The organism is Bacteroidales bacterium, from assembly GCA_014860585.1.
Lineage (GTDB): Bacteria > Bacteroidota > Bacteroidia > Bacteroidales > 4484-276 > RZYY01.
In genome coordinates, this window is sequence record JACZJL010000148.1 from 1 (window position 1) to 26,281 (window position 26,281).

Consider the following 26,281-nt stretch of genomic DNA (forward strand, 5'->3'; position numbering starts at 1 on the left):
GCTGGTGCTTCTGCCGGAGGGATAGTGGATTTTTACCAACTTTCCTTGGGCGATTTAGGATTAATGGGTGCTGATAAGGGCAAGGGCGGCAAATATCTTATCCTTCCAAATGGGTATGATGCTTCAAAACTAAATACCAAAGGGTACTTTGTTATCAACTCTACAACCAATAAAATAATGATTGGCACACGGTTTCTGTCCACTGATGAAGCGGAAATCAAAAAGATGAAAGAGAATTTTCTTGTTGGCAAATATGGAGAGATTTCAAAGCCAGCAAAATTCATTTCCAATACCGACAAACGTTTTGAGGGGATGCCATCCAGGGGCTTAAAGTATTTTAAATTGGTGCATCAGTTTATTCAAAATGAGCCGCAGAAGGAAGAAGATAAAATTTTCTATACCTACTTAAAATATCTGGGTATTGAAAATGGCCAACCCTTTAATCCTTCAGAAAAACTAAAAACGATTCTAACGGAAGGAGCCAATTTGGGTGAGCTGATGTGTAAAGCTAACCAAATAGAACCACGTCATGATGAACCATATTATGAAAACAGCAGTTGGTACAGACTGTTAACCAATTTCCCGTTAACCAAAACCCAAGCGGCGCCGATTTTAAGGCTATTTTAACTGGTAAGTGAAACAAAGCAGCAATTTTGCTGAACTTTGAAAAACTAAATATGGCACTAAAGGGCTACAATTTGCTTGATAAGAATGACAAGAGATGACTAAAGGTATGGAATATTAATAGGAGTTATGATTATTGCCATAATAATTGCAATCTTAATTCAGATACTTTAACCACAAAACACATTGAATAAAATTAGTAGAAACCTTTTCATTAGCAAGACTTCAATTTCAATATTCATTTCAACAGTTGTAATTGGATTTTCCTTTCTCTACAGCTTTGTTTTAGATTTACCAGAATCGGATTCAGGAGTTTTGGAATTTCTGGACATGTTATTCTTTATTCCAGTAATTATCCCCTATGGAATTGGATACGGTGGAGGTTCTGATTTCGCATTTTATTTTAGCATAATTGTCGAGGTTTTGATTTTGACGTTTTTCATAAGACTATTATTTACATTTGGAATTCAAATAGATAAGAGAAAAAATGTAAAATAGAGCACCTTGTGACAACCTACTTAACCTATAGTCGGCTCAAGAGTCGTCAAAAAAAAGAACTAAAATGTTGATCTTACGAAATATTAATGAAAGGCAACCGTCAGCAACTATTTTTCACCAAAAATCCATACACGCAGGGTGCTGCTTAACTTTCGATCAGGCTGTATAAAAGGCTGATCTCTTCAGCCCAGATGTCTTCGTTGGGAGTTTCGAGGATCATGGGGATTTCGTCAAAACGGGGGTCGTTCATAATCCACCGGAAAGTGTCCAGCCCGATGGTTCCCTGTCCGATACTCTCGTGGCGGTCAACTTTTGATCCTAAATCTTTCTTGGCATCGTTCAGGTGCAGGGCTTTGAGGTATTTCATTCCAACAATTTCGTCAAACTTCCGGAAGGTTGCTTCAAAACCTTCACGGGTTTTAATGTCATAACCGGCAACAAATGAGTGGCAGGTATCAAGGCAGACGCCGACTCTGCTTTTATCCTCCACATGGGCTATGATGAATGCCAGTTGTTCAAATTGGTAACCCAGATTGGTTCCCTGACCGGCAGTGTTTTCTATCACCGCTGTAACGCCGTTGGTTTTGCTCAAAGCAATATTAATGGACGCTGCAATCCTGAGCAGACTTTGTTCAGGGTCGATTTTACCCAGGTGGCTTCCGGGATGGAAATTTAGCAACCGGATGCCTAACTGCTCGCAGCGTTTCATTTCGTCTTCAAAAGCAACGCGTGATTTGGTCAAACCTTCTTCTTCCGGATGCCCGAGGTTGATCAGGTAGCTGTCATGTGGAAGTATGTGCTCCGGTGAAAATCCGAGATTGATGACATTGGCTTTAAACTCCTCGATATTTTTTTTGGTTAACGGCGAGGAGTACCACTGTTTTTGATTTTTTGTGAACAAAGCAAATGCTTTCGCCCCAATTTTATGCGCATTTTCCGGTGCATTTTCTACTCCTCCCGATGCACTCACATGCGCTCCAACTCTTTTCATATCAATAATTTTTATTAAAAAAAGAAACCCCCACGGTCTCAAAATCAACAGGGTGGGGGCAAATTTACTTTTGTTCGATTATTTTCCTTCGATCCAGGAAATAATTTTTGGATCGTCAGGCTTCACCCGGGGTGAAACCATATCAACCAAGTGGCCATTCTCATCAATCAGGTACTTTTGAAAATTCCAGCCCACCTCGGAGTCCAAAACACCATTTTTATCCTTACTTGTCAACCATTTGTACACTTCGCACATGTCGTCGCCTTTCACTGATACTTTAGCCATCATCGGAAATTCGACGCCGTAATTGGCTGTGCAAAATTCCATAATCTCTTCGGCCGTACCCGGTTCCTGGTTCATGAAGTTGTTGGCAGGGAAGCCAATGATCGTAAAATTGTCGCCGCCATATTTTGCGTAAAGTGCTTGCAGCCCTTCATATTGAGGAGTTAAACCACATTTGGATGCAGTATTTACAACGAGAACTTTTTTCCCTTTGAGGGAGGAAAGATCAAATTTATCGCCGGTCAAAGTTTCGACCGTAAAATCGTGGAATGTTTTTTTAGTTTGGCTAAATGCGATCATCGAAATCAGCAAACTTAACGTTAATAACAGGTTGTATTTCATGTTTTATTTTGTTTAAATTATGCATTAGAACGCTGTTTCCGGGCAGATTGTTCAACATGCAAAAATCATTATTTGATCATTTCTAAGCTTTAACCTTTACTTGCCCCGGTTTCCTGTTGCGCTATGCATGGATTCTCATTTATAACTGTAATCACTTACGATTGATCTATCTTTGCGACCGTTTCAACGGCAATAAATTCCCCAATTGATGAAATTGTTACGATTAGATATTTGTTGTGAAGAGCGCCGAACGTTCCGCCTTCATATGGCCTACTCGATCATCGAGGGATTTGTACTTGCGGTTTTGGCGCTCAATGAGTTTGTTTTCATAAAAAGTATGCTTGGGTCAAATTACCAGGTGGCTGTGCTTTTTCAGTTCAGCATGCTCGTGTTTTTACTGCTGCTTTTTGTCAATGAGTTTTTAAAAAGGATACGCAAACGCAGGGTTTTTCTGCAGTATGTGGGAGTCATCACAAGGCTGCCGCTCATGCTCCTGTTTTTCTTTCCACGATCACCCGAAATGTATCATGGTAGTTCTCTGTATCACCTCATTTTCCTTGGTATTTTTCTTATGTATTCCCTTGCAGCTCCAGTTATCAATCCGACGATTAATTTACTGCTCAGGGCAAATTATAAACATCAGAACTTTGGGAAACTTTACAGTATCGTTACTTCAGTGAATAAAATCGTACTGCTGGTCATCACTTTTTTGTATGGTTTGTTGCTTGATTACGACAATTACGCCTTTGCCTGGGTTTTACCGGTTGCCGCAATTCTCGGCATCTTTTCCATATTTTTATTGTCGAAAATTAACTACACACCACCAGAGGTTATATTGGTAAAGGAAAATATTCGGAAGTCTGTTATGCGTTCAGTATCAAATATGTACCTTATCATAAGGACTAACAAGCCTTACCTGCATTTTGAAGTGAGTTTCATGTTTTATGGCTTTGCTTTTATGCTGACGGCGCCTCTGATGACGATCTTTTTTTACAATGCACTTGACCTCAATTACTCCAGTGTGGCTTTTTACAAGAATGCCTATAACATCCTGGCCATCTTAATGCTTCCATTTTTTGGTAAAATAATCGGAAAAATTGACCCCAGGAAGTTTGGTGTTTTTACCTTTTTATCGCTTGCACTTTATTTGTTTTTCCTGATGATGACACAGTACTTTTCAAATTATGTCGAGTTTTTGGGAATCAAACTCTATTTTACCCTGATCGCTTATGTGCTCTTCCATGGTGTTTTTGCCGGTACGATGGTCCTGCTCTGGAACATTGGTTCGGCTTATTTTGGGAAAGTGGAGGAGGCGGATATTTATCAGTCAACTCATTTGTTCCTGACCGGTGTGCGTGCTCTGTTTGCTCCCCTTTTTGGAATTTGGGTTTATGAAAAATACGGTTTTACTACGGCATTTTCATTCGGTATCATTTTAACATTGGTTGCAGTGGCAATACTCACCTGGTCTTTTAAGTGCCAGCATCATTGACAGGTTGAATGATGGCCTGGGATATTTCAGGCTAACCTCGATTTCATTCACCACCAGTGAGTGATTTTCCACAGTATTTACAATAGAGCGCATCTTCATCATGCGAAACGCTGTGACATTCACTGCATTTGGTTGGGCGGTCTGGTTTATTACCGGCCTTTACTATTTCTGCCGAAATAATGCCGGTGGGAACCGCAATGATTGAATAGCCCAGAATCATAATAAAGGAAGCAAGGAACTGGCCAAGGGGAGTGCTGGGGGTAATATCACCAAAGCCAACGGTTGTCAATGTTATGATGGCCCAATAAATACTTGTAGGAATGCTCGTAAAGCCATTTTCAGGTCCTTCGATTACGTACATCAATGATCCCATGATGACCACTGTAGTAATTAATACTTCAAAAAAGACAATGATTTTGTACCGGCTTTGTTTAAGGGATACGACCAATACATGGGATGCTTTCATGAAACGGGTCAATTTCAAAATCCTGAAAATCCTCAACATCCTCAGAATACGGATTACGCTTAAGTAGTGACTTCCGGCTAATAGGATGCTTACATAGGTCGGTATTACCGAAATAAAATCTATAATGCCGTAAAAGCTGAGTATGTATTTTCGCGGTTTTCGGCTGATGATGATCCGGAAGATGTATTCTACAGAGAAAATTATCGTAAAACACCATTCAAGGAGGTTAAATTCAAGCTTGAATTTTTCACGAAACGAAGGGACACTGTCGAATATGACAACCATAACGCTTAAGACAATTAATATAAGCAGTACCACATCAAATAGCCTGCCTTCCGGTGTGTCAGCATGGAAAACTATCCTGTACCATTGGTCACGCCAGTTTCTTTTGAATTTTTGAGTGCTCATGGCACAAAATTAAATCTTTTCAAAAACCCCAAGTCCAAATAAAGCAAAGTCATATTTCACCGGGTCTTGAGGATTAAATCTTGCCAGGCTGGCTGTGAGTTCTTCAGCAGCCTGCCAGTCATTTGCATTTCGGTTGAGAAGTCCAAGTTTGCGGGCTGCCCGGCCGGAATGGGTGTCGAGTGGGCAAATGAGTTGCGATGGTTTGATTTTATTCCAGATCCCAAAATCCACCCTTGCATCATCTTTTCTAACCATCCATCTCATAAACATATTCAATCGCTTGGCTGAGGCATTTTTTGCAGGATCGGCCACATGTTTTTGAGCACGGTGAACTGGTTGAAAACCAAAAAACCGGTTCCTGAAGTTGATGATCGCCTTCTTTGTGTTTGGTTCAGATGCTGTAAAATTCTTTGTAAAAGCATTCTCCAGCGAAGCGTAGTGCTGATAAATGTTCTTCAAAGCCCAGAGGAAATATTCACAATCCTCGCCATTGAATGTGCGATGAACAAATTTGCGGAAAGGCTTTAAATCTTTCTCCGAAAAGTTCAGGATAAAGTCATGGGGTTGATGATCCATCCAAACCATCAGCTTTTTTGCATTGTTGATGATCGTGACACGCTGTCCCCAGGAAAGGGTTGCTGCAAGGAACCCGGAAATTTCGATATCTTCTTTTTTTGTGAACTGATGTGGGATTGAAATGGGATCGGTTTCAATGAATTGGATAGCATTGTACTGAACCACCTTTTGGTCGAGGTGCAGTTTGAGTTGGTCTGTAGTACTGATACTTTCGGATTTTTCCATGGCATAAAAAAACCTCAAAGTGTTCATATTGAAACTTTGAGGTATGATATTTCTGTAAATCGGCTTTCTTAAAAAGTAATTTGAAGAAGATCAGGCTATTTTCAGTTCAACCGGATTTTCCATTCCTTTTTTCAAGGCGGCTTCGTTCATTGGGATCAACTTGTGGTAGCGCTCCGGAATGGATTTCTGCAAACCGCGAATCACATTTTCGAGTTTCACAATGGGTTTTAATTTAAGAAAAGCTCCCAGTACAATCATATTGAAAATCTTGGTATTTCCCATCTCAGCAGCCAGTTGAGCACCTTCAATCCTGAAGATTTTGATGTCTTTCCGGGTTGGGTGGTGGACAATGCCATTTGGATCGTAGAGAAGCAAACCGCCCGGTTTGACTGTTTTCTCAAACTTGTCCATCGACTGCTGATTGAGAATGATGGCGGTATCGTAAAAGTTGAGGATCGGTGAACTGATCCGTTCGTCGCTGACGATTACGGTGACATTTGCAGTACCGCCGCGCATTTCCGGGCCATAGGATGGCATCCATGATACTTCCTGGTTTTGCATTATTCCGGAATAGGCAAGAATTTTTCCCATGGATAGTACCCCTTGCCCGCCAAAACCTGCGATGATAATTTCTTCTGTCATGTTTTTGTTTGTTTTATATATTGCTTTGCTAATCAATCGTTTTTAATAGATACTTAAAGCAATCTAAGTGCTTTAGGTACTTTTCACCAACGCTCCATCCACTTTAATATCACCCATCGGGTAGAATGGGAACATATTGTCAACCATCCATTGGTTGGCTTTTACCGGAGGTAGTTTCCATCCGGAATTACAGTTTGAAACGATCTCGACGAATGAAAGTCCTTTTTTCTCTTTTTGAACGTCAAATGCTTTTTGAATGGCTTTTTTTGCTTTGCGCACCGCTGCTGGTGTGTGGACAGCCTGGCGTGTAACAAAGTAAGTTCCCGGCAATTGGGCAATCAGTTCGGTGATTTTGAGCGGGTTCCCCATCGAAGGCAGGTCGCGTCCATAGGGGGAGGTAGATGTTTTCATCCCCTCCAACGTAGTTGGCGCCATTTGTCCGCCAGTCATGCCATAAATTCCATTATTGATGAAAATGATAGTAATAAATTCACCCCGGTTACAAGCATGTATGGTTTCGGCGGTTCCGATAGCTGCAAGATCGCCATCACCCTGGTAGGTGAAAACATACTTGTCAGGCCAGATGCGTTTAACGCCGGTGGCCACTGCAGGGGCCCGTCCGTGTGCAGCCTGGATCATGTCGATATTCATGAATTCGTAAGCCAGCACAGAACAACCAACAGGCGCAATGCCAATGGTTTGGGATTGTGCATTCATTTCTTCAATGACCTCCATGATAATCCTGTGTGCTGTGCCATGCCCGCAACCCGGGCAGTACGAAAGCACTTTACCAGTCATAAGATCAGTTTTTTTATACACCAGATTTTCTTCTTTAATGATGTCTTTTATATCCATGATTAACCTCCGATCAATTTTTGTTCTAAAGCTTTCAGCACTTCTTCAGGTGAGTGAATCATACCACCATAACGGCCAAAATGCACTACCCTGACTTTACATTCGACGGCCAGTTTTATATCTTCGATCATCTGACCGGCGCTCATCTCTACCGAAAGGATACCTTTAAGTTTTGGCGCCAATTCAGCAAGAGGTTTTACAGGAAAAGGGAATAAAGTAATTGGTCTCAGCAGCCCGACTTTAATTCCTTTTTCGCGCGCCAGCACAATGGATTTCTGTGAAATACGTGCACTAGAACCGTACGCAACAATGAGGTATTCAGCATCATCAACATCGAAAGTTTCATATCTTACTTCTTCAGCTTCCATCTGACGGTATTTCGATTGCAAATGTATATTGTGCTGCTCTTGCCTGGCCGAGTCAAGATCGAGAGAAGTAATGATATTGTGTTCGCGGGTGATTGGTTTACCGGTAGTTGCCCAGCTGTCATGCATCGAAATAATTTCTTCTGCAGTCCAACGTGGTTTTTGCTCCTTAAGTTCAACTTTTTCCATCATTTGCCCAATCATTCCGTCTGTGAGGATCATAACCGGGTTTCGGTATTTGAAGGCCATTTCGAAACCTAATCCGACAAAATCTGCCATCTCCTGTACTGATGACGGGGCAAGGGTGAAGAGTTTGTAATCTCCGTGCCCGCCTCCCTTGACGGACTGAAAATAGTCTGCCTGTGATGGCTGGATCGTTCCAAGTCCTGGTCCTCCGCGCACAACATTTGCTATGACACAGGGTAATTCTGCTCCTGCAATATAACTGATGCCTTCCTGATAGAGACTGATGCCCGGACTTGATGATGTGGTCAGGACTTTCTTTCCGGTGGAAGCGGCCCCATAAACCATGTTGATGGCTGCAAGCTCACTTTCTGCCTGCAAAACAACCATACCTGTCCGCTCCTCGGGTCTTTCCTGCATCAGGTATTCAAGCACTTCTGACTGAGGCGTGATCGGATAACCGAAATATGCGTCCACACCTTCACGGATAGCTGCTTCGGCTATGGCCTCATTTCCTTTCATTAACTTTAATTCACCCATTTCTTATCTTGATTTAATTCTGATAAATCCGTTATTTTTTTACTTTGTAAACTGTAATAACCCCGTCGGGGCAGACGATAGCGCAATTAGCACAGCCGATGCATGCATCCGGATGGGCCATATATGCGTAGTGATATCCCTTCCCGTTAACCTCTTTTGCCAGTTCGATGACCTGGGTCGGGCAAGAGGGCACGCATACTTCGCAACCCTTGCAGCGTTCCTTGTCAACGACGATAGCTCCTTGAACTTTAGCCATGATCAGATATTTTTTTAGTTGAGAACTGTATTTTAAATGAAACCACGAAATTATACCTTTTCGGTCAATCAAACCCTTTGAAGTCTGATTTCGTGACTAATTTGTAATGATTTTAATCAACTTTTATGGTTTTCATGAAACATTTTCAATCGTGATTCCAGCACCGGAAACTGACTGCGTTGCACCAAGGAAACGCATGCACGGATCCCTTCGTGACGCTCGCTTCCTGTGATGTCGAGAGTGATGGCAGAGATGCCGTAATAAAGCAGCTCATTCAAAAGGTCGGCGCCGGAATAACCGGGATAGGAGAAGGTGAAATAAAACCCGTCGGCAATTGGTTGGTCAATGTCTTTATCATAGACAATCCTGAAACCGTTGTCAATAAATATTTTCTTCATAATCTTCGCCTTTTCGCCATACTCTTTCACGATTTCCACGAAATCAAACTTTCCTTCATTAGCGGCCTTTAAAATGGCAGCCAGAGCATATTGTGATGAATGGTTTGTACCTGAGCTTAGTGAATACATTGTCCCGAAAATCATGGCCACACCGACGTTGTCCGAACGATAGTAACGCAGCAGGTCAGGCGCTTTGGTCTGGAACAATTTGTCGGAGATCACCATCATGCCAATCCGTTCACCTGCATAGCTAAATGCTTTTGAGCTGGAGATCAGTAAAACAAAGTTGTTGGTGTAGTTGGCAACAGATGGCTGATAAGGTGGCTGCCCCGGTTTGGAGTAATCCTTGCGAAAATCCATGGCAAAGTAGGCCAAATCTTCGATAACAATCACATTGTGTTTGTTGGCCAGTTCACCGATTATACGGAGCTCTTGGTCGGTGAAGCAGATCCAGGACGGGTTGTTGGGATTGGAATACAAAATGCTGCAAAAGCGGTTTGTGCTCAGATAAGACTCCAACTTATCGCGAAGCTTTTCACCGCGGTAATCATACACATCGAATGACTCCCATCCTTGTCCCATCACCCTGAGTTGCTGCTTGTGAACCGGAAATCCCGGATCGATGAAAAGCGTTCCCTCGCGCTCTTTATACATCCGGTTTAGTGTCATAAAAGCGGCAAAACTTCCCTGCATTGATCCGACAGTAGGAATACATCCCTCTTCGCTGACATCCACATTCATGAAGTTTTTTACAAATTTTGCGATTTCCTTTTTCAAAGGCAGCACACCGAAAATGTCAGGATAAATGGCAGCCACCCCCCTGTCGAGCGCTTCCTTTTGTGCTTCAACACCAATTTTAACAGGAGGAAGGCCTGGTATCCCCATTTCCATTCTGACAAATTTCTCATTTGTAGCCTTTTCAATCTGGTCAACCAGTTTTTTAATTTCCCGGATGGAGGCGTCACCGATCTTGGGAATCCCGCTTTCTGAGATTATTCTTTTCACAATCTCGTAATTTAGTGGTGTATTCTTCATTGAATCAATACTTTAGTAGAATGAATAAATCGCTTGTTAAGAGAGGAACAAAAATATTAAAAATAAGTACCGAAAAAACCTAAATTTCAGGAATTTTTAGTTTTGTGCTAATTTGTAAAGATTTTAAAAAAGGAGTCAGGGTGGGGGGAAGGGTGAAAGGGCTGTCGTTGTTGTTGACAGACTTCAGGAACTTTTAGGTTGTTATGGTTTTCAATGGCTTAAATTTCACAAAAATCAGATTTTTCTAAATATCCAAACTGCTAATTAATGCCTATCCTCTCATTTATCTCACCGCTAATCTTATCTTCAACAACTTCTCCAGCAATATTTCCATAAAATCCAGTTTAAGCATATTGGCGCCATCAGAGAGTGCTTGCGCAGGGTTAGGATGTGTTTCGATGAAAAGACCATCAGCTCCGACTGCTATTGCTGCTTTAGCCACAGTCTCGATTAGATCAGGGCGTCCACCTGTAACGCCTGCTGGTTGGTTTGGCTGTTGGAGTGAGTGTGTACAATCGAGTATGACCGGAACATTATTTTGCTGCATCACTGGAATCCCCCTGAAATCAATCACCAGGTCCTGGTAGCCAAAAGTAGTTCCTCGTTCTGTTAAAATGATGTTCTCATTGCCTGCGTTTCTGATTTTATCCACTGCGAATTTCATGGCTTCGGGTGAGAGAAACTGCCCTTTCTTGATATTGATCGTCTTACCTGTATTTGCAGCCGCGACGAGTAACTCTGTTTGCCTGCAAAGGAAAGCAGGTATTTGCAAAACATCAACATATCCGGAGGCCAGCTCCGCCTCCCGGCTCGTGTGTATGTCAGTAACCACTGGAATATCGAAGGTTTCACCAACTTTTTTAAGGAGTTCAAGTGCATGCTCATCCCCGATACCTGTGAATGAGTCGGCTTTGGTTCGGTTGGCCTTGCGGTAGGATGCTTTGAAAATAAAAGGGATTTTCAATTGGGTAGTGATGGCAAGTAGTTTTTCGGCAATTTGAAAAGGCATCTGATCATTTTCGATCACGCAGGGTCCAGCCATCAAAAAGAAATTTCCGGAATTGATATGCTTGATTCTTGGGATATTGAGTATAATTTTTTCTTTCATGTCTCATTGGTTTGGTATGTTTTGCAAAAGTCGACAAATAATCAATAACCATATTTTTTACCCCAGCGCTTGTTCAGCCATTTCCTGCTCTCTTCTTCCCGGCTGTTTTTTCCCGGATCATAAAACCGGGTTCCTTTTATTTTCTCGGGCAAAAATTCCTGGTCAATAAAATTATCGTCAAACTGGTGTGCATATTTGTAATCTTTTCCATATCCAATTTCTTTCATCAGGCGGGTAGGGGCATTACGCAGGTGGAGAGGTACAGGCAGGTTTCCGGTTTTTCTCACCAGATCAAGCGCCTCATCTATGGCCAGGTAAGTTGAATTGCTTTTTGCAGAGGTTGCCAGATAAACTGCAGTCTGAGAGAGTATAATCCTCCCTTCGGGCCAGCCTATTTTGTTAATGGCATCAAAGCAGGCATTGGCCAGCAGAAGTGCATTCGGGTTGGCATTTCCAATATCTTCGGAGGCAAGGATCAGCATTCTGCGGGCAATAAATTTAGGGTCTTCGCCACCTTCGATCATGCGTGCAAGCCAATAAACGGCAGCATTGGGATCGCTACCGCGCATCGATTTGATGAATGCTGAAATGATGTCGTAATGCTGTTCACCGGCTTTATCATACAGTGCAAGATTCTGTTGAATTGCCTGTAGAACCGAATCATTGGTAACTTGTACTTCTGTTTGCCCTTTCCCTGAATTTACTTTCACAACCAGCTCGATGGCATTAAAAAGCTTTCGGGCATCTCCTCCTGAAGTTCTGAGCAGGGCTTCATTTTCGATGATTTTGATCTTGTTCCCGGTAGCTGTTTCGAGTTTTTCAACCGCCAGTTTTAATAATAGCTCAAGGTGCTGCTTTTCCAGCGATCGCAGGATATAGACCTGGCAACGTGAAAGTAGCGGGGAGATGACTTCAAAAGAAGGATTTTCTGTTGTGGCGCCAATCAGTGTGATGATACCGGTTTCCACGGCGCCCAACAAAGAATCCTGCTGTGATTTGCTGAACCGGTGGATTTCGTCGATAAACAGGATGGCATTTTGTTCGGAGCGTGCACGTTCAATGACTTCTCTGACTTCCTTAACCCCTGAACTGACAGCACTTAAGGTATAAAATGGCCGGTTAAGGGTATTTGAAATAATAAAGGCTAAAGTTGTCTTTCCCACACCTGGAGGACCCCAAAGTATCATCGAAGGGATATTCCCTGATTCGATGCTCCTCCGAAGAATGGCATTTTGACCCAGTAAATGCTCCTGGCCAATGTAACCTTCGAGGGTTGCAGGTCTGAGCATTTCAGCGAGTGGTTTTTGTTGTTGCACTACTCGTCAATGGTTTCGATTACTGTCCCTGCTTCGTTGTACTTCAGCGTTTTCTTATCCGTCACTCCGCCTGCTCCATCGTAGTAAATAAAGCTCTCGCTGACCAGGTCATCACCCACCCAGTTGTAGTTAATCTTGTAAGTTGGGAAACCTTGCTTGTTCGACGTCACATCTTCAATTACCTTGCCTTCAGCGTTGTGTTTATATACATTTTTTGCCCATGAAGTTTCGTTTCCGTTCTCATCATAACCAATAAAAAGATTCTCAATTTTCCAGTCTTTGTCGTTGTATTTGATGTAGTTAACATTCGACATCACCGGTCTTTCATCAGGTGTAAATTGATAAAACCTTTGCTCAACCCTTCGCTGACGTTCGTCGTAACGATAGGTGTAACGGTTTTTACGGCTGATGTTTCCCTGGTTATCATAGTCGTTTTCAGTCCGTTCAATAAGATTACCGTTTTGGTCAAATTTGTCCACGATGGATTCGCGTTTCGCTTTCCCCCGATCGAACTTGTTGGCAAATCCTGGTTTAGCATCCGTTTTCATCACATTTTGCTGAACTCCGGAACTATTTGTTTTTGATGGAGGAACAATCACCTGTGATTCTCCATTTTCACCTTGTTTATCTTTATTTCCAGTGCAATTGGCTAACAGGAGTACCGGTACAAGAAGTAATAAAAATTTGATCATCTTCATATCATTAAAACTTTAGATTAACATTTTAAAACCATGAAAATAATTAACGATAGTTTGTCATTTGAGGTATTTATTCAAATAAAATTGGGTATAGTCGCAAGCAAAACTGAACTTTTTCCTGACACCTGCCAGGATGCAAATTTCCGAATTTTTATCGAATGAAAAAGTTGATAAGCGCCTACATAATGTTAGCAAGAGAACACCCTGAATCTGATTTTCAACTTTAAGAGTTTTCTGGCAGAGACTAAATACCAATTAAGAATAACTATTGGCAGGAAATCCACATGCCGGGAGCTTTTTCTGAATTCTAAAAGCGAAATTGAAGCCCTATTTTAAACTAAAAAACTCATCGAGATTGTAACCCTCGCGAGTGAGTGATTTGCGATGCTGAATGTAAAAATCCCGGATTGTATTGATAGAAGTAGCAAAGGTGACGCCGTAATTGATGTTTTTCACGCGTGTGACAAAAAGATCACCTTCATAAGGCAAATTGGGGTTATAGGTTTCCTGGTGGCTTTCCTTTTCTGGTCTGATGATGTTACTGAATGTTGCTGAGGCCGATTTGGCGATTCCGACCAGCTCAAAAAGCTGATCATTTTCACTGAGGGCAAGAATCAGACTGCCGCTTCCTCCTGGGTTAAAGGTGGCATCTACAATAAAATCGCCACTTGTCGAAGGATTGGGGTTGCCAACCACTGCCCTTGTCAGCATCTGGTGACCGCCTGGAAATCCCATAAGATAAACAGGTGTGCCCCAGTGTAGTGCGTTTGCATTGCCCACTAAATACCTGAACGCCTGTACGTCAGCTGCATCGCTGGGAGAATCGCTGCCCAGGAAGGCCACATCGGGCTTTTGGTCGATGGCGAGGATACGCAACAGAATGTTGGTTTCATTATCTCTGATAAAATTCATCTGTGTTTTTTTAATCGCAATGCTTTCGATAATACCCTCTCTTGAATTGCTGGCGTAAAAAGAGATGACTGTATCAGGGTTTGAGACAATGTGTGCACAGGTGAGAAGTACCATTCCATAGCGGTTGTTTTGCAAAACAGTAGCTGTACCATGCACCGATTCATTAAAAGCCGTTCGCCTTGCATTGCTCCGTTTCAGGTTGATCTGACTGAGTTTTTCCCTGTTCATCTTGTCCGATTCATCAAAATGGTAAACATCGTACTCCACAATACAAAAGAGCTTTTTCACACTCCCGGCAATCTGATCCATATCAACAGAGGCCATTTTTATGGGCAATTCGCTGTGATACTGATCTTCATGGGTTACTGGAATAGCTTTTTGCAAAGCACTTTGACGGCATCCAATAAATGAAAGCAGTGTCAAAGCAATCAGGAAAAATGTTAGAGACCAGCGGAGATTCATGTTGGAGATAATGTTGAACATTTGATTTTAATCGATCAATTCTTTGATATCATTAACGTTAAGATGTTTAATCGGATTATCTGACCGAATAAACATTTCACTCAGTCGCGACTTTTTTTGTTGCAACCTAAGGATTTTTTCTTCGATTGTCCCGAGTGTAATGTAACGGTAAGCAAACACATGGCTGGACTGCCCGATGCGGTGCGAACGGCTGATGGCCTGCAGTTCCACGGCCGGATTCCACCAGGGTTCGAGCAGAAACACATAACCCGCCTGCGTTAGATTAAGCCCAACACCACCGGCTTTAATTGAAATTAAAAAAACATTCCGCGAAGATTCCTTTTGAAATCGCGTGATCACTTCCTCCCGGTTTTGTGTTTTGCCGGTAAGCATGCTGAATCCGATGTTGTTTTCGATGAAATATGCAGCGAAAATTTCAAGATGCCTGACGAAGGACGAGAACACCAGTACTTTATGTCCACCGCTGACCAAGGTTTCGATGTTACGGATTACTTCGCCAAATTTCCCCGAACCATACTTATAATCTGGATTTATCAGGATTGGGTGGTTAGCTATTTGCCGAAGTCTGGTAAGCGCCTGCAACACGACGATAGCAGCATTTGATGAGCCCTCCCGCTCTATACTTTCAAGGATATAATTGCGGATGCTTGATTTTTCTTCAAGATAAAATTTTTGCTGCTCTGTTGTCATTTCGCAGAAAATGAAATCCTCAATCAGGTCGGGCAATTCTTTCTCAACCTCAGCTTTTGTCCGGCGAAGAATCATTGGTCTGATGAGTGTTTGTAACTTTTCGAGCCGCTCTTTGTCCCCGTTTTTTTCAATAGGGTTAGCGAAGTAGCGTTTAAAAAATGCCTGGTCGCCGAGAAGTCCCCGGTTGAGAAAGTTCATCTGCGACCATAGGTCGGTGAGATTGTTTTCAATAGGTGTGCCGCTTAGGGTAATTTTAAAGCTGGAATTGAGTTTCAGCACACTGCGTGCAATTTTTGACTGTGGGTTTTTGATGATTTGGCTTTCATCAAGGATAATGTAGTCAAAATTAAAAGCTTCCAACTCTTTCAGATCATTCCGGATTGTACCGTAAGTAGTGAGGATCAGGTTTACCTGATTAAATTTCTCGACCAGATCAAATCGCTGCGGGCCGGTGTAATTTAAGTACATCAGACCAGGTGCAAACTTATTTATTTCATTCACCCAGTTATGGATTAACGAGGCTGGCATGACGACCAGCGATGGCTTTGCAATAAATTGACCAGGCTCCGGATCAGAAAATAAAACCAGCTGCCCCCGACTTGTTGCCGTGGGTAATATTTTTTGCTGCCCATGCAATTCATTTTTCCGCTGCAAAAGCAGGGTAATGGTTTGCAAAGTTTTACCCAATCCCATATCGTCGGCAAGACAGCCCCCAAGCCGGTATTTCTTTAAAAATTCAAACCATTGAAATCCTTCCTTTTGATACGATCGCAATTCGACTTTCAACCCTTCAGGAATCTGTGGTTTTTTAGCCAACATTTTCCTGCCTATCTCTTCAAGTGTGACAATACTCTGCTTCAGTTTTTCGTCAAAAGCCTCCTGAACAAGCGACGTTCGTGTTTTGTGAACCCGAATTCCGTTTTTGGTTTTTACACCGAACGTTACTAATCCTGTATATTTGACAAACCATTCCTCAGGCAAAATAGCGATGCGTCCGTCGGGTAACAAGTACTCCCTGATGCCCTCAATCAAATGGTTACGCAATTTGAAGACTGGAATCTCAAATTCTTCTCCAAACCGGGCAATAGCGTGGATGTCGAACCAATCGTTATCTTCATTCAGACCAATCTCCATTTCAACAAAACCGGTGTAATAATTGGCATTACCCAACTCCTGTCTGATCTCAAAACCTTTTTCCGTCAACTTTTTTGTGTTTTGGTTCAACCAGTTGACCAGGGCATATTTGTTGGTTTGCCGCTCAGGGTAAAGTGCGGTGTCAACAAGAAATTTATTTTCGCCGGCAGCAACCAAGCCCATTTGGGTCAAACTTTCCTCTACCAGTTTTTCAAAGGTTTTATCTCTTTTCAGGATTTCAAATGCAGGCGAAGAGATATCGCCGTTGAATTTGACAAATACCTGAGAGGTCTGATTGGGTGTAAATGTTTTTTCGCCATAAATCAGATATAAAAACAATCCCGGCAATCCCTGCAGGTCATTTTCCAAAGAGAGCGCCGCCCGTTTATCCGTAATTACTTCCTTGATGCTGATGCCTTCGGTATAAACCGGAAAATCGCGTATGCACTTCTTTACGAATGTTGAGTAATACTCTTTCTCGATGCGTTCGGGTACGGAGATAAATTCCTTGTTGAAAAAAATTTCCAGTTTTTTGCCGTCTACTTCTTCAGTAAAATGGAAAAGATGTCGATCCAGCAATAACCAACACGGTTTGTTGGTAATAATCATACCGCTTTTTCCGGTGAGTGAAATCACGTTTTCGTTGTGGCGGATGGTTTGAAAATAGTGGGTTTCGTGAGGCATTTTGATGAAGTTGAAAACAATCTTGGCAGGTTCGGACTCCACTTTTACTTCATCGGCTCTATAAACCACATTCTTGGTTTCACGGAAAAACATTGGGATTTTTTCGGCAGCCATTATTGCAATACACTTCGCCATTTGTTTTTCGATAAATGGTCGGATGAATTTGGCTACATATTCCGGTTCAACTTTTTTAACAAAGTCACGTGCTGAAATCCTTTGGTTTGTAAACCGTTTAGTAATATGCAGGTCATTATATTCCTCCACCAGCATTACAATTTCTAATTTGCCGATCGACAGTAAAGAGTGGTAATGATCAAGATTTACCATCGAAATCCTGTCAATGATATCAAAATAGTTCTTACCAGAATCCTCTAAAAGGAAAGGGTAGAGTACCTGCCCGAACTTTTTATGCTCCTGAATTAAGACTGCAAAAAAGCGCCTCATAGTGATCGAATGCTAAACCGGCAAAGATAAGGGGAGAATTGGGTACAGAAAATGGTAAAGAGGAAATTTTTTCAACTCATGAGTGTGTCCTTGAGTTATTTTGATCCAATTGTATTCATAATAAGTCTCTTTTCGCCGTTTAATGTCTGGTTGCTTACTCTTTTGAATCCGCGTGATTGTGCAACGATCGTTTTCACGTCATCTTCGATAAAAGTGTAGCCGTAGCTGGTCGTAGTTTTCAAAGGAGGGAACGGACTTGTTTGCCCGTTAAGCACCAGCATTTCGCTACCAAAGGGTTCGGCGCAGATGAAAGTTTCAGGAATCTGAACTACTTTATTGACTTGATCCGAATTGACATAATAATCGTTCATCAGCAGTACTTTTGATCCATCGGCCATGTAATAAACAAACCGCAGGTAGCACTCATGATTCGTCCGGACGTACAGCAACAGGGTGTCATTTTCAGCAAACAGAAGATTCTCATTTCCTTTGTTCGTCAACAATTCCAGGTTCAATCCTCCACCTACGATTTCATTTTCCGTAAAAACTTTATTCCTGGCGCCGGCTTCTTCAAACTTCTCAGGGAGCCAGCTCAGATTGTTTTTTACCAACCAGTCTTTTGCCAGCAAAGCTTCGGCGCCTGCAATTAGAGAGCCACTTAAGCTGCAAACCGTTGCAATCAGTCGTAACCGGTCGTTTTCAACCCAGTAAACACCGGTCAGTAAAGCGTCAACTGCGGAGTGCTCAATGTTAGCTGAAGGTTCAACAACGGAAATCTTTTTCTCAATGATTTTTTGCTTTAACAATGGAAGAAATGCTCCGGAAAAGTTCGCAGCCATTCGGCTATCCTGGTATGTAAAGGGGAATACCTGAAGGATTACGTTTTTTTCTTTCAGTGCTGAGGCAATAGCATCAGCGAGAATACTGGATGCTTCGTCAGGGTTCGTAGCTACGATGTTTGAAATTTCTTCTAATCCCCGGCGCACCTGTGCGGTGAGCTGCTGTAAATCACCCTGGTGAACCTGTCTGGTGAGTGCCTGAACAATGGCTGATCCGCTCTCGATTTCAGCAAGCAATGGAAGACAATCGCGGTATGACTTCAGGGCAGATTCATTTTTATTTTCTGCCCGGTATTGTTCAGCTTCATTCAAAAGCATTACAACCGTCTCCCGCTTCTGATTCAGCGAGGTTTCATAGAAATCTCGCAAATCCGAAATCCTGACATAAACAAATGCATACAATTGTTTCCCCTTTTTGTCTTCCCACGTTTCCGATTTCAGCCCGGTTAGCTCTGCGTTGGCAAATGAAACCGTGGTTTGGGTAAAATTTTCTCTGTAGGTGTTGGTATTTTCTTCTGAAAATAACAGACTTTGACTTGTTACAGTCACACTGATACTCTCAATTAGTTCAGCCCTGGCAAAATCATTGAGGACACGAAACTGCTCATCAATCGATTTTGATGCTTCTCTTTTTGCACTGGAAAAGCCAGTGAGGTAGAAGTCAGCAGGGTAGTTTTGCCGGCGACTGTCAAAATCCACCCATGAAGGGACCTGAGCATCAATTTGGAAAGAACACATGAACATAAAAATGACCACATTGATTCGAAGGGCAATTGATTTTTTCATTTTGAAATTTGAATAAAATGGTTTGCTGAATTAAAGTAGGTCCTTGATTTTATTTACAATCACTTTGGCCATTTTGTAGTTGGATTCATGTGTCCAGCCGGCGATGTGAGGTGATAAGACAACATGATCCGATTGTACAATGTATTTGAAATCTTCGGGCAGATTTGCTTTGTTGATGCCTTCGAATGATAGTTTTTCATATTCGATCACATCAAGGGCTGCGCCCTTTACCTTCCCGGATTTAAGATTTTTCACCAGATCAGCGGTTTTCAGCACTTTGCCGCGGGAGGTATTGATCAGGTAAATGTTCTTTTTAAATTGGTTGATAAACTGATCATCAACCAGGAAGGTCGTTTCTTCAGTCAGTGGAATGTGGAGGCTCAGGATGTCCGTTTTTTCAAAAAGTTGTTCCAGCGTTGATTCTTCAACATATTGGTCTGTGAATTGGGATTTGTACTTATCGTAGGCGATCACTTTTGCACCAAAGCCGGCAAGTCGTTTTGCAAATGCTCCACCCATATTCCCATAGCCAATTATCCCGACTGTTTTCCCTTCAATTTCGACACCCCGGTTGCCTTCCCTGATCCAGATGCCTTCTCTTACTTCCCTGTCAGCCTTTCTGAGGTTGTTGAGCAGCATCAACAGCATGCCGAGCGTGTGTTCACCCACGGCATCTCGATTGCCTTCGGGGGCATTAAGACATTGAATACCATGTGATTCAGCATACTCTACATCTATATTTTCCATGCCTGCGCCAACCCGGCCAATGAATTTCAGTTGTGCAGCCTTGCTCAGAATAGTTTTGTCAAGCAGGATTTTGCCTCGAATGATAATCCCGGTGTATTGTTGGATTACAAGGTGATAATCAGCGGTTGAGTAGTTCTCGAAATAATCGCATTGAAAACCAAGATCAGTAAGATCTTGTTGTAAAACCGGATGAACAGTATCAATAAAAAGGACTTTTGGTCTGGCCATAGATGAGAGATGATTTGGCCACGAAATTATTCAATTTTGGTCAGATCGCTGTTTAGTTTGTTCATTTCATTGAGTATAAAAGTCACTGCATTAAATTTGAACCTGTCACTGGCGCGAAGTATCATTGCCAGGTCGGTTGGGTATTCTTCTTCTTTGGTGCCAACCAGTTCAACTGTCTCCGGCATCAGGGCGTTGAGGTCGCCTTTGAAAGTGGCTGAGCGGTTGTAGAATTTAGTTTCACCGGAAATATTCCTGCTGGCAATAACTTTTCCCGTAACCATATTTTTAATCTCCACCTGGCCACCAATGAGTAAAGCCTTTTCTTTAACAGTTTCTGAAACATAACAGGCGATGGTTTTTAGTAAAGGAAATTCTATTTTTCGTCCCAGGCTGTCGTAGATAAAATTACCCTCTTCATCCAGCTTGTAGCCAATTCCATCCTGAACTTTGGCAGTTTCGACATAATAGACTTCCCGGGTGTTTTCGGGTGAAATTTTTACATCCCTGATGTCAATTTCGATGGTGTAATTGAACTGATCTGCCTGGTTCTGTTTTTTGTGAAACTTAAACCGTTCAGTGTTAAGTGATGACAGGTCGAGATATTTTAATTCCTTCTCCAGTTCGTTGGGAAGGTATTCTGTGTAAGAGTTCGTCACTTTGTATAAAATGTGGACAGGTACAATCATTTTGAAATTGCCAAGCAATTCTTCCACATCTTTGAAGCCAGGAGTCAATTCATTTGCTTTCAGAAGATTTTCATATGCTTGCTGATGATTTTGGTGGGAGTCCGTTTCCAATAGTTTTTTAGCAGTGGCATAGTGAAACATAGTCGCTTTATTTCGTGCCTGTTGCATGTAGGCGGAATAGTCGGAGGGGACAAATTGCATCAGCCGTCGGGTTGTGTCAGGAAGTGTTTTAATTTTATCCTGACTGCTATCAAGTTGCTGGTAATGCAGCAGAACATCATCCCAGATGTCAGGCTGGCCCGATAATTTAAGCTTTTCAATGTTTGCCAGGTTACCGCCTGAGGACTCGATCATGACATAATCAAGCTGGGCAATTTTTTCGGGGTGGGTGGGGTTTTTCTGTAAGGTGAGGATAAGAGCATCCACTGCATCGTCATATTTCTTTTGCTCAATCAATTTGTTTGTATTGGAGCATGAGAGGAGAAAAACGACTGCTAACAGGCTCATAATCTTTTTCATAGTTGTATCCATTATCATAAAATTTTATACATCAGGAAAACATTTAAGCATTTGAACTAACAATTTTCAGTTCATAAGAATTAAAATCTTATTTTCGAAGCCTGAAATTATCTGCTGATTAAGAAAAAAATCGGGCAGTTTAAGAACAATTTTAATACCAAAGAAACAGAAAAGATATGTGGACATATCTGGCCCGGTTGATATTGAGAAGAAGATACTGGAATCTTGCGATGATCACTCTGCTGACTATTTATATGGGTTACAATGCCCGGCGGGTCAGCCTTTCATATGAAATGACCCAAATGCTTCCCCCCACCGACGAAACCCGGATTGTCTATGACAAGTTTAAAGAAACCTTCGGAGAAGATGGAAGCGTTATTTTTATTGGTATTCAGGATACAAATTTTTTCAAGGTCGGGGAGTTTAACGACTGGTACGACCTGACCGAAAAAATTCATCAAATCGAAGGGGTTGAGGGAGTGGTTTCAATCTCAAAATTGTATAACCTGGTCAAAAATGACTCGCTGCAGAAATTTGACATGCGTCCTGTTTTTTCTGAAAAACCCAAAAGTCAGGAGGAGTTGGACAGCCTTGTAAAGGTTGTTTTCTCCCTTCCGTTTTATGAAGGTATGCTATTCAATAAAGATAGCCATTTTACCCTGATGGCTGTGACTTTGGACAGGGATGTCCTGAATACACGCGATCGTGTCGGATTGATTTATAGTATTAAAGAGGCCGGTGATCAGTTTGCTGAAACCAACAACCTCAACATTCATTACTCAGGACTTCCATATATTCGCACCATCACTGCCAAAAAAATCGAAAGCGAGTTGTTGTTGTTTGTAATCCTCTCTTTGGTTGTTGCCTCGATTATTTTGATGATATTTTTCAGAAACTGGAAAATTGTTACGGCTACCATGTTGATAGTTGTAATCAATGTAGTGTGGGTAATGGGTTTCATTCATCTATTTGGTTACAAGATCACCATTCTGACAGGAATCCTTCCTCCATTGCTCATCGTGATTGTAGTCGAAAATTGTATATTTCTCCTCAACAAGTATCAATACGAAATTCGCCGGCATGGTAACAAAATCAAGGCGCTTACTCGTATTGTGATGTTGATAGGTAACGCAAACCTGCTGACAAATACTACAACTGCAGCCGGTTTTGCTGCATTCATTGTAACAGGCAATCAGTCGCTGATTGAATTTGGACTGGTGGCCTCCATCAGCATCATGGTGGCTTATTTCATGACTTTATTCCTCATCCCGATATTTTTCAGTTTTCTGGCCGCCCCTTCTTCAAATCATACCCATCATTTGGAAGTTGGCATCGTAAGTCGAATGGTGGAGAAAATTGTTCTGATTGTGCAGCACCGTCGAAATGCTATTTACATTACAACCATATTAGTGACTTTACTTGGTTTTTATGGCATTTCGCTGCTTAAAACGACCGGCAACATTGTGGATGATATTCCTCACAGAGATCCGCTCTATCGCGACCTCATGTTTTTTGAAGATAACATAAAAGGGGTAATGCCTCTTGAGATTTCCATTGACACACGGAAGCAAAGGGGAGTGTTGCAAATGTCCAATATTCGGAAAATTGATGCGCTGCAAAATGTCCTTTCAGCGTATCCTGAACTTTCTAAGCCTCTTTCGATCGCTGAGGTGGTGAAATTTGCAAAACAATCGTTTTATGGTGGGAATGAGGCCATGTATAGCCTGCCTAACAATCAGGAACGAAACTTCATTATGCGTTACGTGCCAGATATGAAAAGCGACCAGCGAACACTTGTCAATTCATTTGTGGATACCAGTTTGCAACTGGCCAGAGTAAGCGTGCAAATGGCCAATATCGGAACCAATGATATTCAGCGGATTAAGGATGAACTGGTTCCGCGCATTGATTCTATTTTTCCTCCTGATCAGTTTGATGTGGATATTACCGGAACCAGCGTGGTTTTCCTCAAAGGAACCGAATATCTTGTCAGCAATTTGTTGATGAGCCTTTTACTCGCATTGGTTATCATTTCAATCCTGATGGCGCTCCTTTTCACTTCTGCAAGGATGGTTATCATTTCGATGGCGCCAAACCTGATTCCGCAACTAATGACTGCTGCGATGATGGGGTTCCTTGCGATTTCAGTAAAGCCATCCACTATTTTGATCTTCAGCATTGCATTGGGAATTTCGGTGGACAACGCCATTCATTTTCTTTCCCGCTACCGGCTTCAACTCAGACTTAACCAATGGGCGATAAAAGTTTCTGTTATTAATGCTTTGCGTGAAACCGCTTTTAGCATGATTTATTCTTCGGTAGTGCTATTTTTCGGTTTTATCATTTTTACACTTTCTTCCTTTGGTGGTACAGAGGCACTTGGGTACCTGATTGCTTTCACTTTGCTGATGGCTTTATTGTCTAACCTTTTTGTGCTGCCTTCGTTGTTGTTGACCATGGATAAGAGAATTACAACGAAGAGATTTTCTGAACCATTGCTTGAGATATTTGATGAAGAAATTGATATTGAGTTGGATGATCTGAAAATTGAAGCAATTGACACAAGAGGCATTGCCTGATCTGCATTTTTTAGATCATATTTGAATTTAATAACGTTTAAAAACAAAACATAATGAAAGGTATTATTCTTGCCGGAGGCGCAGGTACCCGCCTTCATCCTTTAACGCTGGCCATCAGTAAACAATTGATGCCCATCTATGATAAACCGATGATCTATTACCCGCTCTCGGTACTGATGATGGCTGGAATACGTGATGTGCTGATAATTTCAACACCAACCGACCTGCCCAATTTCGAAAAGCTGCTTGGCGACGGTTCACAGATTGGTTGCAATTTCAGTTACAAGGTGCAGTACATTCCCAATGGGCTTGCACAGGCTTTTGTGCTAGGCGAAGAATTTATAGGTAAGGAAAAAGCCGCTCTGATTCTTGGCGACAACATCTTTTACGGATCAGGTTTGCAAAATCTATTGCAGGAAAATAATGATCCGCAGGGTGGGGTTGTTTTTGCTTACCATGTTTCGGACCCGGAGCGTTATGGTGTGGTGGAGTTTGATAAGAACAACAAGGCCATTTCGATCGAAGAAAAACCAAAGCTGCCAAAATCAAATTTTGCAGTACCGGGGCTTTATTTTTACGACAATAGTGTGGTGGATGTAGCCAAAAATATCAAACCCAGTGCACGGGGTGAGTACGAAATTACTGACGTTAACCGCTATTACCTGGAGCATGGGAAATTGAAAGTAGGATTACTGAGCCGGGGGACTGCCTGGTTGGATACCGGTACATTTGAATCGCTCCTCCAGGCCTCGCAGTTTGTCGAAGTGATCGAGAAAAGACAAGGGTTGAAAATTGGCTGCATTGAGGAAGTGGCGTACCGGATGGGATTTATTGATCATGATAAACTGGTGGAAATCGCGCAGCCACTTTTGAAAAGCGGATACGGGGAGTACTTGCTGAAATTGGTAAAGAAATGACTAAAAGAACGGATTACAGATAATTAATCGTAATTTGCATGAAAAAGATTGAAATGAAGGAATTTGCAAAATACAAAGCACTGATTGATAAGGCGTTGGATGAAATAATGCTACCCGCCGAGCCAAAGAAACTTTATGAACCCATTTCGTACACATTTGGGGTGGGAGGTAAGCGCCTACGGCCAATACTCACACTTGCTGCCTGTGAACTATTTGGAGGAATCGCTGAGGATGCTGTTGAAGCTGCAGTAGGACTGGAAATTTTTCATAATTTTACCCTTCTGCACGACGACATTATGGACAAAGCGCCTCTCAGACGAGGTAAAGAGACCGTTTTCAAAAAATGGAATTCCAACGTTGCTATACTTTCCGGAGACACAATGTTTGCCTTAACATACCGATATCTTGCAGCAAAACATCACCCACGTTTGAAAGAGTTGCTCGACACTTTTACACAGACAGCCATTGAAGTGTGTGAAGGACAACAGTATGACATGGATTTTGAAACCCGACCCGACGTTACTATTGCTGAATACATCAACATGATAAGAATGAAAACTGCTGTGCTGCTTGGTGCAAGCCTGAAAATCGGTGCGCTGATTAGCCAGGCTGAGGAAGAACAGGCAGGTCTGCTTTATGATTTTGGGATTAACGTCGGCATTGCTTTTCAGTTAAAGGATGATTTGCTTGATACTTACGGGACTGAAGAAAAATTTGGTAAAAGTATTGGCGGAGATATACTGGCTAACAAAAAGACTTTTTTATATTTGAAATGCTTTGAAGTGGCAAGCAATGAAGATCGCGCAAACCTGATAAATTTGTATTCATTTTCGTCTGACCTGCCCCCCGGTTTAAAAATTAAGCAGGTGATGGATATTTACAATCGTTACAATATCAAAGATGAGGCAATTGCTGAGATGGGAAAATTTTTTGGTACGGCAATCCAGGTAATGAATTCTGTAAAAGCAGATCGGCTAAAGAAAAACGTTTTGGTGGATTACGCTGAGTGGCTCTATAAACGGGATCATTAGCCAGTATTAATTAATCCTGATTGTTTTGCACCTAATCCCGGGAAGTGTCGGAACCGACAGATTATTTGAAAATGATTTGCAGGTTCTCCTGGTCTATTTCAAATTCGCCGAATTGCATAAAGGTAATCTCTCCAATCATTACCTGTCCGGTCATCTGGTGGTCAACCTGAAATTCGATATTTTCAAGGGTCATGTTCCCAATTCGCAATGTTTTGGATGTAAATATTGACCTGTTGGCAATTGAACCATCCCGGAATATTTTCTCAGTATCTCCCTGGAAGTCTGCACGCGAAATGGCGCCA

General features: G+C 42.0%; 24 protein-coding genes. 6 read left to right on the top strand and 18 right to left on the bottom strand.

Going from position 1 to position 26,281, the window contains the following annotated elements; translation table 11 throughout:
* Both IH598_15225 and IH598_15230 read left to right on the top strand, forming a co-directional pair.
* A partial coding sequence (locus IH598_15225; protein MBE0639867.1) for a DUF1254 domain-containing protein occupies positions 1 to 627 on the top strand: 627 nt, incomplete at its 5' end.
* A gap of 183 nt (positions 628 to 810) precedes the next feature.
* Positions 811 to 1,122, top strand: coding sequence for a hypothetical protein (locus IH598_15230; protein MBE0639868.1), 312 nt, complete (start codon positions 811 to 813; stop codon positions 1,120 to 1,122).
* Between the two features lie 145 nt (positions 1,123 to 1,267).
* On the opposite strand, the gene nfo is transcribed toward IH598_15230, so the two are convergent.
* Positions 1,268 to 2,113, bottom strand: coding sequence for a deoxyribonuclease IV (gene nfo, locus IH598_15235; protein ID MBE0639869.1), 846 nt, complete (start codon positions 2,111 to 2,113; stop codon positions 1,268 to 1,270).
* A gap of 78 nt (positions 2,114 to 2,191) precedes the next feature.
* Positions 2,192 to 2,737 (bottom strand): glutathione peroxidase, encoded by a 546-nt coding sequence (locus tag IH598_15240; GenBank protein MBE0639870.1) that lies wholly within the window; start codon positions 2,735 to 2,737, stop codon positions 2,192 to 2,194.
* A gap of 208 nt (positions 2,738 to 2,945) precedes the next feature.
* On the opposite strand from IH598_15240, the gene IH598_15245 reads away from it, so the two are divergent.
* Entirely contained in the window at positions 2,946 to 4,229 is a 1,284-nt protein-coding gene (locus IH598_15245; protein MBE0639871.1) for an MFS transporter, read from the top strand.
* A gap of 43 nt (positions 4,230 to 4,272) precedes the next feature.
* Here IH598_15245 and IH598_15250 read toward each other — a convergent pair whose 3' ends face one another.
* The 15 genes from IH598_15250 to IH598_15320 form a co-directional block, all read right to left on the bottom strand.
* A complete protein-coding gene (locus IH598_15250) occupies positions 4,273 to 5,103 on the bottom strand; it encodes an ion transporter (protein MBE0639872.1) in 831 nt (276 codons plus the stop codon).
* A 9-nt stretch (positions 5,104 to 5,112) separates the two neighbouring features.
* Positions 5,113 to 5,904, bottom strand: a complete 792-nt coding sequence (locus IH598_15255; protein ID MBE0639873.1) for a TIGR02757 family protein — start codon at positions 5,902 to 5,904, stop codon at positions 5,113 to 5,115.
* A 90-nt stretch (positions 5,905 to 5,994) separates the two neighbouring features.
* Positions 5,995 to 6,546 carry a 2-oxoacid:acceptor oxidoreductase family protein gene (locus tag IH598_15260; GenBank protein MBE0639874.1) on the bottom strand — a complete coding sequence of 184 codons (552 nt, stop codon included), beginning with the start codon at positions 6,544 to 6,546 and terminating at the stop codon, positions 5,995 to 5,997.
* Between the two features lie 72 nt (positions 6,547 to 6,618).
* Entirely contained in the window at positions 6,619 to 7,401 is a 783-nt protein-coding gene (locus tag IH598_15265) for a 2-oxoglutarate oxidoreductase (protein MBE0639875.1), read from the bottom strand.
* Positions 7,402 to 7,403: 2 nt separating this feature from the next.
* Positions 7,404 to 8,471, bottom strand: a complete 1,068-nt coding sequence (locus tag IH598_15270) for a 3-methyl-2-oxobutanoate dehydrogenase subunit VorB (GenBank protein ID MBE0639876.1) — start codon at positions 8,469 to 8,471, stop codon at positions 7,404 to 7,406.
* A 49-nt stretch (positions 8,472 to 8,520) separates the two neighbouring features.
* Positions 8,521 to 8,745 carry a 4Fe-4S binding protein gene (locus tag IH598_15275; protein ID MBE0639877.1) on the bottom strand — a complete coding sequence of 75 codons (225 nt, stop codon included), beginning with the start codon at positions 8,743 to 8,745 and terminating at the stop codon, positions 8,521 to 8,523.
* Positions 8,746 to 8,861: 116 nt separating this feature from the next.
* Positions 8,862 to 10,178, bottom strand: coding sequence for a pyridoxal phosphate-dependent aminotransferase (locus IH598_15280; GenBank protein ID MBE0639878.1), 1,317 nt, complete (start codon positions 10,176 to 10,178; stop codon positions 8,862 to 8,864).
* Positions 10,179 to 10,461: 283 nt separating this feature from the next.
* The gene (gene kdsA, locus IH598_15285) at positions 10,462 to 11,286 is read right to left on the bottom strand and encodes a 3-deoxy-8-phosphooctulonate synthase (GenBank protein ID MBE0639879.1); all 825 of its coding nucleotides are present in this window, start codon (positions 11,284 to 11,286) and stop codon (positions 10,462 to 10,464) included.
* 41 nt (positions 11,287 to 11,327) lie between these two features.
* A complete protein-coding gene (locus tag IH598_15290; protein MBE0639880.1) occupies positions 11,328 to 12,575 on the bottom strand; it encodes a replication-associated recombination protein A in 1,248 nt (415 codons plus the stop codon).
* A gap of 26 nt (positions 12,576 to 12,601) precedes the next feature.
* Positions 12,602 to 13,294, bottom strand: a complete 693-nt coding sequence (locus tag IH598_15295; GenBank protein MBE0639881.1) for a hypothetical protein — start codon at positions 13,292 to 13,294, stop codon at positions 12,602 to 12,604.
* Positions 13,295 to 13,627: 333 nt separating this feature from the next.
* On the bottom strand, positions 13,628 to 14,695 hold the full coding sequence (locus IH598_15300; protein MBE0639882.1) for a trypsin-like peptidase domain-containing protein: 1,068 nt from the start codon (positions 14,693 to 14,695) through the stop codon (positions 13,628 to 13,630).
* 6 nt (positions 14,696 to 14,701) lie between these two features.
* Complete coding sequence (locus IH598_15305) at positions 14,702 to 17,647, bottom strand: DEAD/DEAH box helicase (protein MBE0639883.1); 2,946 nt, start codon at positions 17,645 to 17,647, stop codon at positions 14,702 to 14,704.
* 95 nt (positions 17,648 to 17,742) lie between these two features.
* Complete coding sequence (locus IH598_15310; GenBank protein MBE0639884.1) at positions 17,743 to 19,272, bottom strand: hypothetical protein; 1,530 nt, start codon at positions 19,270 to 19,272, stop codon at positions 17,743 to 17,745.
* A gap of 30 nt (positions 19,273 to 19,302) precedes the next feature.
* The gene (locus tag IH598_15315; GenBank protein MBE0639885.1) at positions 19,303 to 20,247 is read right to left on the bottom strand and encodes a hydroxyacid dehydrogenase; all 945 of its coding nucleotides are present in this window, start codon (positions 20,245 to 20,247) and stop codon (positions 19,303 to 19,305) included.
* A gap of 26 nt (positions 20,248 to 20,273) precedes the next feature.
* Entirely contained in the window at positions 20,274 to 21,464 is a 1,191-nt protein-coding gene (locus tag IH598_15320; GenBank protein ID MBE0639886.1) for a hypothetical protein, read from the bottom strand.
* 164 nt (positions 21,465 to 21,628) lie between these two features.
* Here IH598_15320 and IH598_15325 point away from each other — a divergent pair, with 164 nt between their 5' ends.
* From IH598_15325 to IH598_15335, 3 genes are read left to right on the top strand one after another with little or no spacing between them, the layout of a single operon-like run.
* On the top strand, positions 21,629 to 24,031 hold the full coding sequence (locus IH598_15325) for an MMPL family transporter (GenBank protein MBE0639887.1): 2,403 nt from the start codon (positions 21,629 to 21,631) through the stop codon (positions 24,029 to 24,031).
* 53 nt (positions 24,032 to 24,084) lie between these two features.
* Positions 24,085 to 24,948 carry a glucose-1-phosphate thymidylyltransferase RfbA gene (gene rfbA, locus IH598_15330; GenBank protein ID MBE0639888.1) on the top strand — a complete coding sequence of 288 codons (864 nt, stop codon included), beginning with the start codon at positions 24,085 to 24,087 and terminating at the stop codon, positions 24,946 to 24,948.
* A gap of 53 nt (positions 24,949 to 25,001) precedes the next feature.
* On the top strand, positions 25,002 to 25,979 hold the full coding sequence (locus tag IH598_15335) for a polyprenyl synthetase family protein (GenBank protein MBE0639889.1): 978 nt from the start codon (positions 25,002 to 25,004) through the stop codon (positions 25,977 to 25,979).
* A gap of 61 nt (positions 25,980 to 26,040) precedes the next feature.
* On the opposite strand, the gene IH598_15340 is transcribed toward IH598_15335, so the two are convergent.
* Positions 26,041 to 26,281, bottom strand: a 241-nt coding sequence (locus tag IH598_15340; GenBank protein MBE0639890.1) for a hypothetical protein, incomplete at its 5' end; no start/stop codon positions are given.